General features: G+C 69.7%; 9 protein-coding genes and 1 pseudogene. 8 read left to right on the top strand and 2 right to left on the bottom strand.

What is annotated here, in order from left to right; genetic code table 11:
- Nucleotides 1–95: 95 nt before the first annotated feature.
- The 5 genes from G6N14_RS18430 to wzm are packed head-to-tail and all read left to right on the top strand — an operon-like array spanning nucleotide 96 to nucleotide 5,139.
- Entirely contained in the window at nucleotides 96–2,042 is a 1,947-nt protein-coding gene (locus G6N14_RS18430) for a DUF6541 family protein (RefSeq protein WP_275986882.1), read from the top strand.
- Nucleotides 1,981–2,571 (top strand): bacterial proteasome activator family protein, encoded by a 591-nt coding sequence (locus G6N14_RS18425; protein WP_109559848.1) that lies wholly within the window; start codon nucleotides 1,981–1,983, stop codon nucleotides 2,569–2,571. The genes G6N14_RS18430 and G6N14_RS18425 overlap by 62 nt, the downstream gene beginning before the upstream one ends.
- 14 nt (nucleotides 2,572–2,585) lie before the next feature.
- The gene (gene wzt, locus G6N14_RS18420; protein ID WP_085136205.1) at nucleotides 2,586–3,395 is read left to right on the top strand and encodes a galactan export ABC transporter ATP-binding subunit Wzt/RfbE; all 810 of its coding nucleotides are present in this window, start codon (nucleotides 2,586–2,588) and stop codon (nucleotides 3,393–3,395) included.
- Nucleotides 3,392–4,312, top strand: coding sequence for a galactofuranosyltransferase GlfT1 (gene glfT1 / locus G6N14_RS18415; RefSeq protein ID WP_085136204.1), 921 nt, complete (start codon nucleotides 3,392–3,394; stop codon nucleotides 4,310–4,312). The genes wzt and glfT1 overlap by 4 nt, the downstream gene beginning before the upstream one ends.
- The gene (wzm, locus tag G6N14_RS18410; RefSeq protein ID WP_085136203.1) at nucleotides 4,309–5,139 is read left to right on the top strand and encodes a galactan export ABC transporter permease subunit Wzm/RfbD; all 831 of its coding nucleotides are present in this window, start codon (nucleotides 4,309–4,311) and stop codon (nucleotides 5,137–5,139) included. Before glfT1 ends, wzm begins: the two co-directional genes overlap by 4 nt.
- Nucleotides 5,140–5,212: 73 nt before the next feature.
- On the opposite strand, the gene G6N14_RS18405 is transcribed toward wzm, so the two are convergent.
- Both G6N14_RS18405 and G6N14_RS21290 read right to left on the bottom strand, forming a co-directional pair.
- Nucleotides 5,213–5,875 carry a hypothetical protein gene (locus G6N14_RS18405; protein WP_133054925.1) on the bottom strand — a complete coding sequence of 221 codons (663 nt, stop codon included), beginning with the start codon at nucleotides 5,873–5,875 and terminating at the stop codon, nucleotides 5,213–5,215.
- 269 nt (nucleotides 5,876–6,144) lie between these two features.
- Nucleotides 6,145–7,785, bottom strand: a pseudogene (locus G6N14_RS21290) (hypothetical protein); the annotation flags it as partial.
- Between the two features lie 1,131 nt (nucleotides 7,786–8,916).
- Here G6N14_RS21290 and G6N14_RS18395 point away from each other — a divergent pair.
- From G6N14_RS18395 to G6N14_RS18385, 3 genes are all read left to right on the top strand, one after another.
- Nucleotides 8,917–9,327 carry a GtrA family protein gene (locus tag G6N14_RS18395; protein ID WP_085136200.1) on the top strand — a complete coding sequence of 137 codons (411 nt, stop codon included), beginning with the start codon at nucleotides 8,917–8,919 and terminating at the stop codon, nucleotides 9,325–9,327.
- Between the two features lie 3,476 nt (nucleotides 9,328–12,803).
- On the top strand, nucleotides 12,804–16,550 hold the full coding sequence (locus G6N14_RS21285) for a hypothetical protein (RefSeq protein WP_163787244.1): 3,747 nt from the start codon (nucleotides 12,804–12,806) through the stop codon (nucleotides 16,548–16,550).
- 48 nt (nucleotides 16,551–16,598) lie between these two features.
- On the top strand, nucleotides 16,599–17,840 hold the full coding sequence (locus G6N14_RS18385) for a hypothetical protein (RefSeq protein WP_163787242.1): 1,242 nt from the start codon (nucleotides 16,599–16,601) through the stop codon (nucleotides 17,838–17,840).
- Nucleotides 17,841–17,923: the final 83 nt, after the last annotated feature.

Raw genomic sequence — 17,923 nt, 5'->3', positions numbered from 1 at the left:
GATCGGTGAACTCTCGCAAAACGAGATAGCTCGCCCGCATTGCGCAGCTACGCCACCTTGGCAGACATACTAGTGCAGTGGTTCTGGGGTGCGGAATGGTCGCAGCGCTTTTGCTGCTGGTGCTGCCCGGCGCCCTAGTGGCGATCAGCGCACGGCTCGCCTGGCCGCTAGCCATCGCCGTCGGACCGGCACTGACCTACGGCGCGGTGGGCCTGGCCATCGTCCCTTTCGGGGCGCTCGGAATCCCTTGGAACGCAAGCACAGCAGCGATTGCACTGGTGGCGACCTGCGCCCTGACCGGCGCCCTGGCCAAGGCCACACGAACTTTGCTCCAACGCCGCCCCGGCATTCATGTGGCGGCGCCTTCGACCGCCGGGTGGCCGGTCCTGACGGTGGCCGCCGGGACGCTGCTGGGGGCATTGCTGATCGGCTGGGCCGCGGTGCGGGGATTACCCGACTGGCAAAGCATTCCCAGCACCTGGGACGCGGTGTGGCACGCCAACACCGTTCGCTTCATTCTCGACACCGGCCAGGCCTCGCCGACCCACATGGGCGAGCTGCGCAACGTCGAAACACACGCCGCGCTGTACTATCCGTCGGCGTTTCACGCGCTGACCGCGGTGCTGTGCCAGCTGACCGGCGCCGCACCCACCGCCGGCTACACCCTGGCCGGCCTGGCCGCCTCGGTATGGCTGTTCCCGGTGAGCGCCGCACTGCTCACCTGGAACTTGCTGCAGCGGGCGGCGAGCACCGCGGCGACCGCCGTGTCAGCAGCCGCCGCCGCGCTGTCGGCGTCGTTCACCGCCCTGCCCTACGTGGAGTTCGGCACCGCGGCGATGCCCAACCTGGTGGCCTACGGGCTGGTGGCCCCGGCCTTCGCTCTGATCACCTCGGTGCGCACCCTGCGCGACCGCATCTCGGCGGCGGCACTGGCGCTGGTGGGGGTGTTCTCGGTGCACCCGACCGGGGCGGTGGTGACGGGCCTGCTGCTGGCGGCCTGGTGGCTGAGCCCCCGGGACGGGGCGCTGTGGAATCCGCTGCGCGGGAAACGGCGAGACACCCTCGCGCTGGCCGGTGCGCTGATCCCGGCCGGCCTGCTGCTGGTGCCGCAGCTGCTGAGCGTACGCAAGCAGGCTGAGATCATCGCCGGCCACGCCTTCGTGACCCATGAGGGCCGTAAGGCGGGTCTGCGGGACGCGCTGCTGATGCACACCCGCCACCTCAATGACTTCCCGATCCAGTACGCGCTGGTGGCCCTGGCCGCGACCGGAGCGGTACTGCTGCTCGCCCGCCGGGTGTGGTGGCCATTGGGGCTGTGGGCGGTGCTGGTGGTGGCGGTGGTGCAGTCTTCGGCTCCGCTCGGTGGGCCCATCGGTTCGTTGTTGGGCCCCTTCACCGGCCTGTTCTACAACGATCCGCGCCGGATCATGGCGGCGATGACGCTGCTGTTGGTGCCGATGGCCGGGATCGGTCTGGCGGCGCTGGCCGATCTGGTGGGCAAGCCGCTGGGAGCGCGGCTGCGGCCTGCGGTGACCGGGCTGCTGGTCCTCACCGCCGCGGTAGGGCTGGCCTGGCATTACCTGCCCCGGCACGCGTTCTTATTCGGCGACAAGTACGACTCGGTGATGGTCGACACCTGCGACCTGCAGGCATACGCATACCTGGCCACGTTGCCCGGAGCCCGCGAGACGGTGATCGGCAACGCCAACGTCGACGGCAGCGCCTGGATGTATGCGGTCGCGGGCCTGCACCCGCTGTGGACGCACTACGACTTTCCGCAGCAGCAGGGCCCCGGCCCGCAGCGCTACATCTTCTGGGCCTACGCCGACGACGCCGACAACGATCCCCGGGTGGCGGCCGCGGTGGCGGACCTCAATATCCGCTACGTGCTGATCAGCAGCCCCACGGTGCGCGGGTTCTCCCTGCCCGACGGACTAGTGTCACTGGGGAAATCACGGTCGTGGGCCAAGATCTACGACAATGGCGAGGCCAGCATCTATCAATGGCAGGGAGGCGGGCGCGGTGAGCACCGGCAGGAATGACGCGGACGACTCAGACGGCGTCGAGATCATCAGCGGCGCCGACCCGCGGCTGCTGGCCGCCGGCGCCGCCGGCGCCGCCGCCGCCGCCGCCGACGACGAGGCGCCGCTGACCGATCTGATCGAACAGCCCGCCAAGGTGATGCGGATCGGCACCATGATCAAGCAGCTGCTCGAAGAGGTGCGGGCCGCACCGCTCGACGATGCCAGCCGTGCCCGGCTGCGCGAGATTCATTCGGCGAGCATCCGCGAACTCGAGGACGGCCTGGCCCCGGAGCTGCGCGAGGAACTGGATCGGCTGACGCTGCAACTGCGCGAGGACTCCACCCCCTCAGACGCCGAGCTGCGCATCGCCCAGGCCCAGCTGGTCGGTTGGCTGGAGGGTCTGTTCCACGGGATCCAGACCGCGTTGTTCGCTCAGCAGATGGCTGCCCGGGCGCAGCTGGAGCAGATGCGTCACGGCGCACTGCCGCCCGGTGGCACCGGCGGGGGGCACACCCCGGGTCACACCGGCTCCGGCCAGTACCTGTAAGCCTCGGTATCACCTTGTCTGCCAACGATCCCCGTATCGAAACCCGCGACGCCTGGGTGGAGTTTCCGATCTTCGACGCCAAGTCGCGATCGCTGAAGAAGGCGTTCCTCGGCAAGGCCGGCGGCGCGATCGGACGCAACAGCTCCAACGTGGTGGTGGTGGAGGCGCTGCGCGAGATCACCATGTCACTGTCGCTGGGCGACCGGGTGGGTCTGGTGGGCCACAACGGCGCCGGCAAATCGACACTGCTGCGCCTGCTTTCGGGAATCTATGAGCCCACTCGCGGGTCCGCAAAGGTGGTGGGCCGGGTGGCACCGGTGTTCGACCTGGGCGTCGGGATGGACCCGGAGATCTCCGGCTACGAGAACATCATCATCCGCGGGCTGTTCCTCGGCCAAACCCGAAAGCAGATGGCGGCCAAGGTCGATGAGATCGCCGAGTTCACCGAGCTGGGCGACTATCTGGCGATGCCGCTGCGCACCTACTCCACCGGCATGCGGGTGCGTTTGGCCATGGGCGTGGTCACCAGCATCGACCCGGAGATCCTGCTGCTCGACGAGGGTATCGGCGCGGTGGACGCGGAGTTTCTGAAAAAGGCCCAGACCCGGCTGCAGAAACTGGTCGAACGGTCCGGAATCCTGGTGTTCGCCAGTCACTCCAACGAGTTCCTGGCCCGGTTGTGCAAGACCGCGATGTGGATCGACCACGGCACCGTGCGGATGACCGGCGGGATCGAGGAAGTGGTCGGCGCCTACGAAGGCCCCGACGCGGCCCGGCACGTACGCGAGGTGCTTGCCGAGACGCGGGCCGGTGACCAGGCGTGACCCAGACCGTCTATGCCGTCGTCGTCACCCATCGGCGGCCCCTGCAGCTGGCCGAGTCCCTCAAGGCGCTGGCGACCCAGAGCCGGGCGCCCGACCACGTGATCGTCGTCGACAACGACTTCTCCTCCGGTGACACCGCGGTGGCCGATCTGGTGGCCGCGCAACCGGTGCCCTGCACCTACCTCGGGTCGCGCCGAAATCTCGGAGGCGCGGGCGGCTTTGCCCTCGGCATGCTGCACGCCCTGGCGGCGGGCGCGGACTGGCTGTGGCTGGCCGACGACGACGGGCGCCCGGCGGATGCCGGGGTGCTGGCGGCGCTGCTGAACTGCGCGACTCGGCATCAGCTGGCGGAGGTATCACCGATGGTGTGCAACATCGAGGACCCGTCCCGGTTGGCGTTCCCGCTGCGACGCGGGCTGGTGTGGCGACGCAAAGTGGAGGAATTGCGCAGTGGTGCACCAGATCAGGACGTGCTTGCCGGGATCGCCTCGCTGTTCAACGGGGCACTGTTTCGCGCCGACGCGCTGGACGTGATCGGCGTACCGGACCTGCGACTGTTCATGCGCGGCGACGAGGTGGAGATGCACCGCCGGCTGGCGCGGTCCGGACTGGCGTTCGGGACGTGCCTGTCCGCGGCATACCTGCATCCGTGCGGCTCCGAGGAGTTCAAGCCGATTCTGGCCGGCCGCATGCACGCCCAGTATCCCGACAGCGCCGCCAAGCGGTTCTACACCTACCGCAACCGCGGCTACCTGATGGCGCAGCCCGGGATGCGCCGGTTGCTGATCCAGGAGTGGCTGCGGTTCGGCTGGTACTTCCTGGTGACGCGCCGCGACCCGGCCGGCCTGTTCGAGTGGGCCCGGCTGCGCCGACAGGGACGACGGGAAAAGTTCACCAAACCAGAAGGGCAGCAATGAGCTTCGACGACATTGCCGCGCAGTCCAACACCTTCGCACGGGCGCGGGCTGATCTGGTGGACGGGTTCCGCCGTCACGAGCTGTGGCTGCACCTGGGCTGGCAGGACATCAAGCAGCGTTACCGCCGCAGCGTGCTCGGCCCGTTCTGGATCACCATCGGCACCGCCACCACCGCGGTGGCGATGGGCGGACTGTACTCCAAGCTGTTCCACCTGGACCTGGCGGTGCACCTGCCGTATGTGACGCTGGGCCTGATCGTGTGGAACCTGCTCAACGCCGCCATCTTGGAAGGCGCCGACGTGTTCGTGGCCAACGAAGGCCTGATCAAGCAACTCCCCACGCCGTTGAGCGTGCACGTCTACCGGCTGGTGTGGCGCCAGATGATCCTCTTCGCGCACAACATCGTCATCTACCTGCCGATTGCGCTGATCTTCCCGAAACCCTGGTCGTGGGCTGATCTTTCGGTGATTCCCGCCCTGCTCCTGATCGCCTTGAACTGTGTGTGGGTATCGCTGTGCTTCGGGATTCTGGCCACCCGCTACCGCGACATCGCTCCCCTGCTGTTCTCAGTGGTGCAGTTGCTGTTCTTGATGACCCCGATCATCTGGAACTACGACACCCTGCGGGCGCAGGGCGCCTCACGCTGGACAGCGGTGGTGGAGTTCAATCCGCTGATGCACTACCTGGACCTGGTGCGGTTGCCGCTGCTCGGGGCCCACCAGCCGCTGCGGCACTGGGCGGTGGTGGTGGCACTGACCGTCCTCGGCTGGGCGGTGGCGGCCCTGGTGCTGCGTAAGTACCGCTCGCGAGTCGCCTACTGGGTGTAGCCGGCGCCGTTCTGCAGGACCACGCCCGAGAACGCGCATGGCTCTTTCGTGATGGGTCGGCCCGGGCGGGACCTCAGCCGATCAGGTCGGCGAGACCGAAGTCGGCCAGTACGGCCTCGAAGCCGTCCAGGACGGCCCCGGAATCGACACCGTCGGCGGGCAACACCGCGTCGAGATCCGTCGGCGGGACGAGGTCCTGCGCATCGGCGCCGAGGAACACATCGGCCCAGCCCGCCAGGTCGAGCGCTGCACTGGAACCGGGGTCGAGCAATTCGCCGGTGAACCAGTTACGCGTCGCATACCAGTCCATGATGTTGTCGAAGGCTTCCTGCACCACCCCGAATATTGCGCCCAACTCGACGAACAGGTCCTGGACGCCCTCGAATCCTTCGGTGAGCAGCAGTAGCGGGGCGCCGATTGCCACGGTCACGGGAATGACGAAGAAAGCCTGGCCCAGGGTCTCGAACGCGGTGACGAACGGGAACAGCGGAGTATCGGGACTGTTCAGAAACGGGATGATGAAATTCAACCCGGTCAGGGAACCGATTATGTCCATCAAGCTGGAATCGGCGGACAACGCCGTGAGGTCGACCGGGGCGAAGACCGTCGCGGGCGGGGCAGGAACTGCAGGAATCGTGTCGGGCATGGCCGCGACGCCGCTGGCCGCCAGCGCGACCATGCCTGCCGTCGCAACACTGAGAAAGACGCGGGGATGTCCGCTCGACACTGTCCACATAGCGACAAATTGTATTGCAGTGCAAGCTGATATTCGAGCGCGGAAGCCGACCTGATGCGAATTTGTTGCGGCGGCAAGTGAGACCCTGCACGGAGCGTTTCAGTTCAAACGATCACCTGGGTATTGCGGTGTCGAGATTCTTTTCGCGCCTGGAGATTTCGCACTGCAAGGCCACGACCCGCCCGCGCAGTGACTCCATCGTAAAAGAAACACCCCGCACAAATGTGCGGGGTGTTTCTTTTACATTGTGCGAACTACTACGGCTGAGCGCCCTGACCGTTGGCGCCGTTCTGGCCGTTGACACCGTTCGCACCCGGCGTACCAGTTCCGCCACCAGCGGCGCCGCCGCCAGCACCAGTGCCGCCAGTGCCTCCGACACCGCCCGGCGCTCCAACGGCGTCAGCTCCGTTGCCGCCGTTGCCGCCGTTGCCGCCGTTGCCGCCGTTGCCGTCGACACCGTCAGTTCCGCCGGTACCGGCAGTGCCGCCGGCACCACCGGCGCCACCTCCGGCACCGTTACCGCCGTTGCCGCCGTCTCCACCGGGCTCGCCTTCGTCCGCCAGCGCTCCGGCCGCGCCGTTGCCGCCGTTGCCGCCGTTGCCGCCGAGACCGCCGGCACCACCGTCGCCACCGAGACCGGTCGCACCGCCGCTCTCGCCACCGGCTCCACCGTTGCCACCGTTGCCACCGGCAACGCCAGTCCCACCTGCGGCACCGTCTTCCGCACCGTCGTTGCCGTTCGTCCCGGCGCCGCCAGCGCCACCGGCACCGCCAACGCCGCCGTTGCCGTCAGCACCGACGTTGCCGTCGTTACCGTCAACGGCGCCGGCACCGGCCGCACCGCCGACACCGCCCTGGCCACCGGCCGCACCGTTGCCACCGTTGCCGCCGGGGTCGTTAATACCCGTCGCGCCAGCGCCGCCAGCACCACCAGCGCCACCGACGCCACCGGCGCCGCCGTTGCCGCCGTTGCCGGCCTCACCGCCGCCCTGACCACCGGCGCCACCGTTACCCGCGTCGCCACCGGCAACACCATCGCTACCATCGCCGCTTTCGATCAGACCGCCGAGGCCAGCTGTGCCGGTAAAGCCGTTTCCACCGGCGCCGCCGTCGCCACCATTGCCGTCGACGCCCGCCGCACCGGCGTTACCGGTTGCACCACCAGCCGCACCACCGGCTGCAGCAGCACCACCGTTACCGCCCGCGCCGCCGTTACCGCCGACTGCATCGACCAACCCGACAGCCCCATTGCCGCCAGCTCCACCATCGCCGCCGGCACCACCGACGCCGCCGTTGCCGTCGACACCCGCGACACCGTCAACAGAGCCGACACCGGCAGCACCACCGACGCCGCCCGCACCGCCGAGTGCGCCGTTGCCGCCGGCACCACCGGCACCGCCGTTACCGTCGCCCTCGTCGGCGAAGGTGCCCGCCGCACCGGCCAGACCGGCGCCACCGTTGCCGCCGGCGCCACCGACGCCGCCCGCACCGCCGTTGCCCGCGGCACCCACGGTGTGAACACCGAAGAAGCCACCCGCGCCGCCGTTACCGCCGACACCACCGTTACCGGCCGCGCCACCGACGCCGGCGTCGCCGCCGTCGGGCTCGTTCTCGTCACCGGCAGCACCAGCACCACCAGCGCCACCGGCACCCCCGACACCACCGGTGCCACCAGCGCCGGAGTTACCGAACAGTCCGGCCACCCCACCGTTGCCGCCCGCACCACCGTTACCGGCGGCGCCACCGGCCTGACCGATACCACCGGCGGCACCCGTGCCACCGGTACCACCGGTACCGCCGACTCCGCCGTTGCCGATCAGGAAGCCACCGTCACCACCGGTGCCACCAGCGAAACCGATCAGGCCGATGTCACCGATGCCGCCCTGACCACCGGCGCCACCGTTGCCCATCAAGTAGCCACCGGCGCCACCATCACCACCGAGACCGAAGAAGCTGCCGCCGTCGCCGCCGTTGCCGATCAGGCCGGCGTCGCCACCATTGAGGTTGAAGGCCGCGCTGCCGAAGGAATACGTGCCGTCCTCGATTCCGGCCAGGGTCACCACGTTGTCGCTGGCGTCGACCAGCACCACGCCATCCGCGCCAAGCACCTCACCGTCGGCGTTGAGGAATACACCGTCACCGCCGTCACCGAACAGGAAGCCACCGGCAGAGGCGGCGTTGTAGACCAGGTCGCCGTTGCCGGCGATGCTGACGAAGGCATCGTCGCCGTTGCCGAAGACCCCGTCGATCTGCAGGCCGAGGCCGCTGATCAGGAACTGGCCGATGCCGTAAATCGGCTGGTAGATGACTGTGTTGAGGGTGTTGGCCACCAACTCGTTGAGGCTGTCGATCGGGCTGACGGCAGCCGAGCCCGGCAGACCGGCGTCAAACAGCGAGTCGAAGCTGCTCCAGTCAAACGACGGCGAGTCCGCCGACGATGGCACAATCCAGCTGAACAGGTCGCTGAAGTCGAAGTCCTCGAGGTCGGCGCTGGCCGGCGCCGCCGTGATGGGCGTCAGACCAAAAGCCAGGAACGCACCCGCAGCACTGGTAGCACCTACAGCACGGCTGAGTCGACTGGTCTTGGCCTTAGCGGCAGACTTTGCCTTAGCAGCAGATCGATGCGACATGGTTCCCCTTCGGATGTGCGGTTAGCTGGTGGCGGCTTACGGAGCGGTCAATTACTTAGCTTGCGTTAAGCTATCACGGGCGACAATATTGGGGCAACCACATCGTGACAACGACGCCCCGTGGCACTCAACAGGCCGAACTACCTGCTACTGCTTGGCAGCATCTGCCTGGTCCGTGGAAGATTGTCCACATATTCACAAAGATATGCTGCGGCGGATTTTCGCTCGCAATGCGCGGAATACTGTGAGTCCGCCTAGGTTGCTGGGGTATCTCTCGGGGACGCTTCGGACGATTCACAGCCGCGCCTGACCACCGCAGATGGGCAGTGGTCGGCGCGTACCCCCACTCGCGCCGCTCAGTAGCCAGGTATAACGACGGCGGGCACTCGGTCCGCTGTTTAAGCTTCCCGGGTGACCGAGACGACGCCCCGCTCCCTGCAACTGTCGACCCAGGTCTGGCGGTTTCTCATCACCGGGGCACTGTCGGCGGTGGTGGACTTCGGGTTGTACCTGCTGCTCTACCTGGGGGCAGGGGCTCCGGTCGACCTGGCCAAGGCGCTCAGTTTCGTCGCCGGCACCACAACGGCGTATCTGATCAACCGGCGCTGGACGTTCCAGTCCGCCGCCCATGCCGGCCGCTTCATCGCGGTGATGGCGCTCTACGCACTGACGTTCGGCGTGCAGGTGGGGATCAATCACCTGTGTCTGCACCTGCTGGACTATCAGCGGTGGGCGCTGCCGGTGGCTTTCGTGGCCGCGCAGGGGACCGCGACCGTCATCAATTTCGTGGTGCAGCGAACCCTGATCTTCCAAACGCGCTGAGAAGACAACCGCGGGACCGGTCTGATAGACCGGTCCCGCGGTGGCGTTCTCACAGGTGGGGACTAGGGTTTGTCCGACCCGTTGGGACCGGTCCACGCCTCACCGTCGATGGTCTGGCCTGAGCCCGCGAACTTCTCGTAGGAACGGCCCGCACCCGTCCCGGAGCTGTTATCGACGCCGGTACCGGTCCCGCCGCTACCCGCAGTGATATCGCCGTTGGTGTAGGTCCCACCGGTGGAAGACCCGACATTGGCGTACCCGCCGGTTCCACCAACTCCTCCCGGGTTGATGCCCAGCCCACCCGTGCCGCCGACAACGACGGTGCCGGTCGCAACGGCACCGTTGCCCAATGCGGTGATCTGGGTGACCAAGGTGCTGCCGTTGCCGCCCTTTCCACCATCCTGACCGTCACCACCGTTGCCACCGGTGACCGTGCCGCTGGCTACCGCACCGGTACCACTGGCCTGGATGGCCGCCCGGTTCCCGTCGCCGCCGCGCGAGCCCGCACCGATGGCGTCACCACCGCTGCCCGCCTGCACCGACCCCGACGCGTGCCCACCGCCATCTGCGGTGGACGTCCCGAAGTTGCGGCCCGCGGCGATGTAGCCGACCGTCCCGTTTCCACCGACGCTGCCCGCGCCGCTGGCGTTACCGCCGTCGCCACCGGTGGCATCACCTTCCACGGTGCCGTTGTTCACCGACCACAGGTAACCCCGGCCGGCGTTGCCGCCCGTGCCACCGTCCGCACCGTTACCGCCGACACCGCCGACACTGACCCCGTTCTGCACGGTGCCGCCATCGGTGGCTTCGACATCAGCGTTGCCGCCCCTACCTCCGGTGCCATTGGTGCCGCTACCTCCAGCCCCAGCAGTCGCCTCAGTGCCGATCACTTTGCCGCCGCTTTCAGCGACGATCGCGGCCACCCCACCAGCACCGCCGACACCACCGGCGGTCCCGATACCGGCATTGCCACCAGTGGCAGTGGAGCCAGTGACACTGCTGTCCACACCGGTCGCGGTGATGCGCGCCGCCCCACCGGCAGCACTGTCACTGCCCTTACCACCGATCGCCTGACTGCCGGAGATGGTGCCACCGTCGGTCGCGGTCAACGAGGCCGCACCACCAGCGCCACCGGCCCCGCCGTCACCACCGAGGAGGTGCACGTCGGTGACGCTGCCGCCACCGGTCACGGTCACGTTGACAGCACCGCCCGCGCCAACATGGGCGCTGCCCGCCCCCGCGTCACCACCGGTGAAACTGCTTCCCGCGATGCTGCCGTCGCCAGTCACTTCCACCGTGACAAAACCACCGGTAGCGCCCGGCCCGCCGTTACCACCGACGACATGGGTGTCGAGGATCTGTCCGCCCTCACCGGTTACCCGCAGCCAACCCCAGCCTCCGTCAGCACCGTTGATGCCGTCGTGCCCGTCGCCGCCGTTACCGCCCGTGCCGCTTCCGGTGACTGTGCTGTTCACACCCTGGGCCACGATCCAACCAAGCCTGCCGCTACCGCCGGTGTTACCGAGGCCGATACCGTCGCCGCCGTTACCGCCCTTGCCAACACCGTCGGCATGGGCCCCGTCGGAGAGCGCGCCCACCTGGCCGGTGGCGCCACTGGCGTTGCCGCCGGTACCGCCGTCCAGACCGCGGCCACCGTTGCCGCCATACGCACTGCCGGAAGCTTGCGAACCGTTGCCGTTGCTCAGGATGACGGCCTGGCCGCCGGTGCCGCCTTTGCCGCCACCGGTGGCCGCGCCACCGTCACCGCCATAGGCCTCTCCGGTCGCCTTGCCGCCATACGGTGAGCCATAACCGGCCTGAACCCAGCCGCCACTGCCGTTACCGCCGACACTGTTGTCACCGGTGGCCGTCCCGCCGTTGCCGCCGTAGCTGTCGCCGCTCGCGGTGCCATTCGTCGTGGCATTGGTGGAACCCTCGGCACCGGCACCACCCTTGCCGCCGTCGATGCCGGCACCACCGTTACCGCCGGTGCCGGTACCACTGGCAGAGCTTTGCTCGCCAAGTGCTTCGACAGCGCCGCGTCCGCCGACGCCACCGATACCACCGTCACCGTCACCGCCGCTGCCGCCGTAAGCCTCACCGGTTGCGGTGCTGCCCGCACCATCGGCCACAACTTCACCGACCCCACCGGCACCGCCGGTGCCGCCGTTGGTGCCGATGCCGCCCTTGCCGCCGTATGCGTACGCCTCGTTCACCACACCGCCGTTCAGGGCGGTGATGCTGGCCGCGCCGCCGACGCCATCGGTGCCGCCGACGGAGAAGATACCGAAGCCGCCGCGCGCAAACTCCTCGCCACCGCCGCCACCGTCGCCACCCGTGACGTGGCTGTCGGTGATGTGGCTGCCATCGTCGGCGGTGATCGATGCGTCGCCGCCGGCGGCGCTGGCCGAAGCGTTGCCGCCGGTCGCCGAACTCGATTCAATCGTGCTGCCGTCGCTGGCGGACACTGCAGCCGCCCCACCGGCGCCGCCCGCACCGCCGTCGCCGCCCGTGGCCTCGGTGTCGGTGACGGAGCTTCCCGTCGTGACCGTCACGGTGGCACTGCCACCGTCGCCGCCGCTACCGGCGTTGCCGCCCGCGACTGTCACGTTGGTGACGGTGGCGCCGCTCCCGTCAGCGACGATGGCGGCCGCACCGCCTTCTGCGGTGTCGCTGCCGTCGCCGCCGGTGGCCGTGCTTCCGGTGACCGCGGCTCCGTTGGTCGCAGAAAGGATGGCATCGCCACCTGCGCCCCCGGCGCCGGCGTTGCCGCCGGTGATGGCGCTGTCTTCAATGCTGCTGCCTGCGTCCACGGTGACGATCGCGGCGCCGCCGGCGAAGTCCGCCGTGGCGTTTCCACCGGTGATCTGCACATCGGTCAGAGTTCCATCGATGATGACGCTGACGACACCGCCGGTCAGGCCTGCAGCCCCGGGTCCGCTGGCGGTGCCGGGACCGCCGTCGCCGCCCTTGCCGCCGGTGATCGTCGAACCGTCGATGGAGCCACTGCCGCCGACATAGGCGCCGCCACCGCCGCCGCCGCCGCCACCGCCGTAGCCGATGCCGGCACCGAGGTAGCCCGCGCCGCCGTCGCCGCCACCACCGCCGACCGCGCCGAGGCCGACCGCTGCACCGGTTCCCCCGGTGCCGCCCTTACCGCCGGCTGCACCGCTTCCGCCGTTGCCGCCGTTGCCGCCGGTACCGCCGGATTGCGGAATCAACCCGCTCAGTCCGTCGCCGTTACCGCCGTCACCGCCGTTACCGCCGTTGCTCGCGGTGCCCGCGGTGCCGTTGCTGGCGCCGGCACCCACGCCGGCGGTGCCGCCGGCGCCGCCGTCGGCGCCATTGCCGCCGTCGCCGCCGCGACCGGCTACTGCGTTGGCGCCGCCGCCGAGGCCGTCGCCACCGTTACCGGCGGTTCCGGCTGCTCCGCCGTTGCCGCCGTTGCCGGCCACGGCGTCGGGGTTGCCGACGGCGTGCGGCCCACCCCAGCCACCAGTGCCACCGGCACCACCGGCCCCGGCGTTGCCGCCGTTGCCGCCGTCCGTGTCGGCGGTGATGGCGTCGAAGCCCTCACCACCGTTGCCGCCGACGCCACCGTCACCACCGGCGCCGCCGACGCCACCGAATGCGCCGGCCCCGCCGTGGCCGCCGTCACCGCCGACACCACCGGCGCTGCCGTGACCGCCGTCGGCGCTGCCATCCACACCGGCCGCGCCGTCGAAGCCCGCGCCACCGTTGCCGCCCTGACCGCCGTTGCCGCCGTTGTTACCGAATCCGCCACTGGTGTCGAAGCCACCCTGGCCGCCGTTGCCACCCCGACCACCGGCACCACCGGCCACGCCGGCCGTGGTGCTGGCCGCGCCGTCCTTGCCGTCGCCGCCGTTGCCACCGATGCCGGCTGTGCCGTCGGCAGCCCGGCCACCGCCGACAAGCAGGCCACCCTGGCCGGCGTTGCCACCATTGCCGCCATCGCCACCAGCAGTTCCGGCCGCCGCCCCGGCATCAGAGGCGGCGTCATAACCGGCGCCGCCGGCGCCACCGTTGCCGCCCTTACCGGCGGTGCCGTTGGTGCCGTTGGCGGCCTGTACGCCACCACCGGAGAGGCCACCGGCGCCACCGGCCCCGGCGTTACCACCATCGCCGCCGTCGCCACCGTTACCGCCCTCGGGGTTGACTGCCGTGCCCGCGGTGCCGACCGCGCCGTGCGCACCATCGGTACCCGAGCCGCCGGCGCCGCCGACCCCACCAGCACCGTGCACGCCGGCGACCGAACCGGTCCCGGCCACACCACCCTTGCCACCGACGCCACCGGCACCACCGGACGTGCCCGCCGCCGCACCCGCAGCCACCGCGTCATAGCCGGGCCATCGCCACCACAGACCACCGAGGCCACCGTTACCGCCGTTACCCCCAGCGGTGCCGGCGGTGCCGTTGACGTTGATCGCGTCACCGGCAGTGCCCGCAACCCCGTCCTTACCGTCGCCGCCGTTACCACCGACCCCGGCCGCACCGCCGGCAGCCCGGCCACCACCGACCAGCAGACCACCCAGACCCGCGTCACCACCGGCACCACCATTGCCGCCCGCGGTTCCGGCCGCCGCCCCAGCATCCGAAGCCGCGTCATACCCGGCGCCACCGACACCACCGTTGCCGCCGGCACCCGCGGTGCCGTTGGCCCCACCAGCGGCCTGCACCCCGCCACCGGAGAGGCCACCAGCACCACCGGCACCGGCGTTACCACCATTGCCACCGGCGCCACCGGCGCCACCATCAGGGTTGCCGGCCGTACCGGCCGTGCCGGCCACACCCGTAGCCCCGGCAGTACCCGAGCCGCCCTTACCGCCGACACCACCGGCACCGTGGGTGCCCGCGGTCGAACCGGTCCCGGCCACACCACCATTGCCACCGACACCACCAGCACCACCATGAGTGCCGGCCACCGCACCCGCAGCTACCGCGTCATACCCGGCACCACCGGCACCACCGGCACCACCGTTGCCGCCCTTACCCGCCGCAGCCCGGGTGACACCGTCGGCCTGCAAACCACCCTGGCCGCCGTTACCGCCGTTACCACCATTGGTGCCGGCACCACCGTTGATCGCCCCCGCGGTGCCCGCCGCACCCGCCGTGCCGGCCTTACCCGACCCACCGGCGCCACCGACCCCGGCCGTGCCATCGGTGGTCCGGCCACCGCCGACGAGCTGGCCACCCAGACCCGCATTACCGCCGACACCACCGTTACCGCCGGAGGTTCCGGCCGCCGCACCGGCATCCGAAGCCGCGTCGTAGCCGGCGCCACCGACACCACCGTTGCCGCCCTTACCCGCGGTGCCGTTGGCACCACCAGCGGCCTGCACCCCGCCACCGGAGAGGCCACCGGCACCACCGGCACCGGCGTTACCACCATTGCCACCGTTGCCACCGGCGCCACCATCAGGGTTGCTGGCCGTACCGGCCGTGCCGGCCACACCCGTAGCCCCGGCAGTACCCGAGCCGCCCTTGCCGCCGACACCTCCAGCACCGTGCGTGCCCGCGGTCGAACCGGTCCCGGCCACACCACCATTGCCACCGACACCACCGGCACCACCATGGGTGCCGGCCGCCGCACCGGCAGCCACCGCGTCATACCCGGCGCCACCGGCACCACCGGCACCACCGTTGCCGCCCTTGCCCGCCGCAGCCTGGGTGACACCGTCGGCCTGCACACCACCGGCGCCGCCGTTACCGCCGTTACCACCATTGGTGCCGTTACCACCGTTGATGTTGACCGCATCACCGGCCGCACCGGCGGTGCCGGCCTTACCCGAACCACCGGCACCACCGACCCCGGCCGTGCCATCGGTGGCCCGGCCACCACCACCGGCCAGCAGACCACCCAGACCCGCGTTACCCCCGGTGCCACCGTTACCACCAGAAGTCCCGGCCGCCGCCCCGCCATCAGCGGCCGCGTCATAACCGGCACCACCGACACCACCATTGCCACCGACACCGGCCACACCGTTGGCACCACCAGCGGCCTGCACCCCACCACCGGAGAAACCACCCGCGCCCCCGGCGCCGGCGTTACCACCATTGCCACCATGACCACCGGCACCACCATCAGGGTTGCCGGCCGTGCCCGCCGTGCCGGCCACACCGACCGCACCGGCCGTACCCGAGCCGCCCTTACCGCCGACACCACCAGCACCGTGCACACCGGCGATCGAACCGGTCCCGGCCACCCCACCATTGCCACCGACACCACCGGCACCACCATGGGTGCCCGCCGCCGCACCCGCAGCTACCGCGTCATACCCGGCACCACCCTTGCCGCCGGCACCACCATCACCGCCCCGGCCCGCCGCAGCCTGGGTGACACCATCGGCCTGCACACCACCGGCGCCGCCGTTACCGCCGCGGCCACCGGCCTGACCGGCCGTGCCGTCGACATTGTTCTCATCGCCATCGACCCCGGCAGCACCGTCCTTGCCGTCCCCACCATCACCACCGACACCCGCGTTGCCCGCAGCCGCCCGCGACCCATCGGCCTGCACACCACCCAGACCGGCATTACCCCCGACACCACCATTGCCGCCGGCCGTACCCGACAACGCACCCGGATCTGCCGCCGCGTCATAACCATGACCACCGACACCACCATCGCCGCCCTTACCGGCCCACCCCGACACACCCGAGGCCGCAAAGTTCCCACCACCGGAACTACCACCCACACCACCAATACCCGCATTACCACCGGTGCCACCGTTACCGCCGGCACCACCATGCATCGTCGAGGCCGTACCCGCCACCCCGACCGCCCCGGCAGCGCCGTGGGCACCCGAACCACCGTTACCGCCGACACCACCCACACCATGAGCGCCCGCCGTGGCACCGGAACCACCCACACCACCATGGCCGCCGGCACCACCATTACCGCCCGAGGTGCCCGCCGCCGCGCCCTGCCCCAACGAATCAAAACCAGCGCCACCCCGAGCGCCGTCACCACCATCACCACCATCACCGGTCACCGCACGAGTGACGCCATCGGCCTGCAGGCCACCCAGACCACCCGCACCGCCGGCACCACCATTGCCACCACGACCACCATCAAGCGAGGCCGCAGTGCCATCGGCCCCCGCGAAACCCGCACCACCATCGCCACCACGGCCACCACTACCGGCCACACCACCCACACCACTGGCAGCCTGACCCGAAGAGCCCGAACCACCCACACCACCTAGACCCGCGTTACCCCCCGCACCACCGGCCTGACCGGCGAACCCATCCACATGCGAGGCATCCCCATCGGCCCCGTCGGCGCCATCCGCACCATCGCCACCCGAACCGCCATTGCCACCCGCAGCGCCGTCACCCTGCTCACCGACCGCACCCGCAGCCCCCGCCCCGGCGAACCAGCCACCCGCACCGCCGGCACCCGCAGCACCCGCAGCACCACCATTGCCGCCCGCACCACCATTGCCACCGCTGATCGCATCCACCAGCTCCGCCGTGCCATCAGCACCATCAGCGCCATCACCACCAGCGCCACCGGCAGCACCCGACCCACCGGAACCACCCCGGCCACCCGAGCCGAACAGCAACGACCCCCGACCACCGGCACCACCATTGCCGCCGGCACCACCATTTTGGCCAGCACCACCATCCGCACCCGCCAACGCCGCCGCCACACCGGCGGCACCGGCTACCCCATCACCACCATTACCGCCGGCACCAGCCGTGCTGAACAACCCCCACAACGCCGCATCACCACCGACACCGCCAGCACCACCACCGCCACCAGCAGTTACCGCATCCCCGCCATCACCACCATCGCCACCGCGACTGAACCACGCAAACAGGCCGGCGGCACCACCATCGCCACCATCGCCCTCACCCCAACCGTCACCGCCGGCACCACCATTACCGCCGAACAAACCACCCTGACCACCAGCGCCACCATCATCACTGGCACCCAAGCCATCAGCATCCCAACCCGCACCACCACTACCGAAGATCCAACCCCCAGCACCACCATCGGGGTTGGCCGCCGTGCCATCAGCACCATCACCAAACGGCATCCACCAATTGACCGCACCCCAACTGAACGACGCCGCCGCCGAACCCGGCAGATCCAACGCATCCGCCCCCACACCAGCCAGGCTCAGATCAGCCAGCACCACATCCCAGACCCCATCCCAGGTCCCCGCATCCCCCCACGCCTCAAAAACCCCATCCCAACTGGCCGAATCAAACACCACCCCCCACGCAACCTGATCCCCCCAATTAGCCCCCAAATCCGCAACCGCCGCACCAAGCTGCTCACCGAGCAACTCCACCAACACATCCTCAAAATCCGCCCCCGCCGGCGGCGCCACGGTCACCGGCGCCACCCCAAACGCCAAAAACGCCCCCACCGCCGAACCCGCACCCAGCACCCGGCTACCACGACCACGACCACGACCACGACCACGGACACCAACCACGAGACGAACCCCTTAAATTTCCATAAGCATTGGCATGGACTTCTTTGACTAGGAGGGTAACGACACTCAGCTAGCAGTCAACCTTTTTGGTCGAGATGCCTAATTGTTCCGCCAAAGTGGACGATTCCGCG

The sequence above is a fragment of the Mycolicibacter hiberniae genome, assembly GCF_010729485.1.
GTDB lineage: Bacteria > Actinomycetota > Actinomycetes > Mycobacteriales > Mycobacteriaceae > Mycobacterium > Mycobacterium hiberniae.
This window is presented reverse-complemented; position numbering and strand designations above follow the sequence as displayed.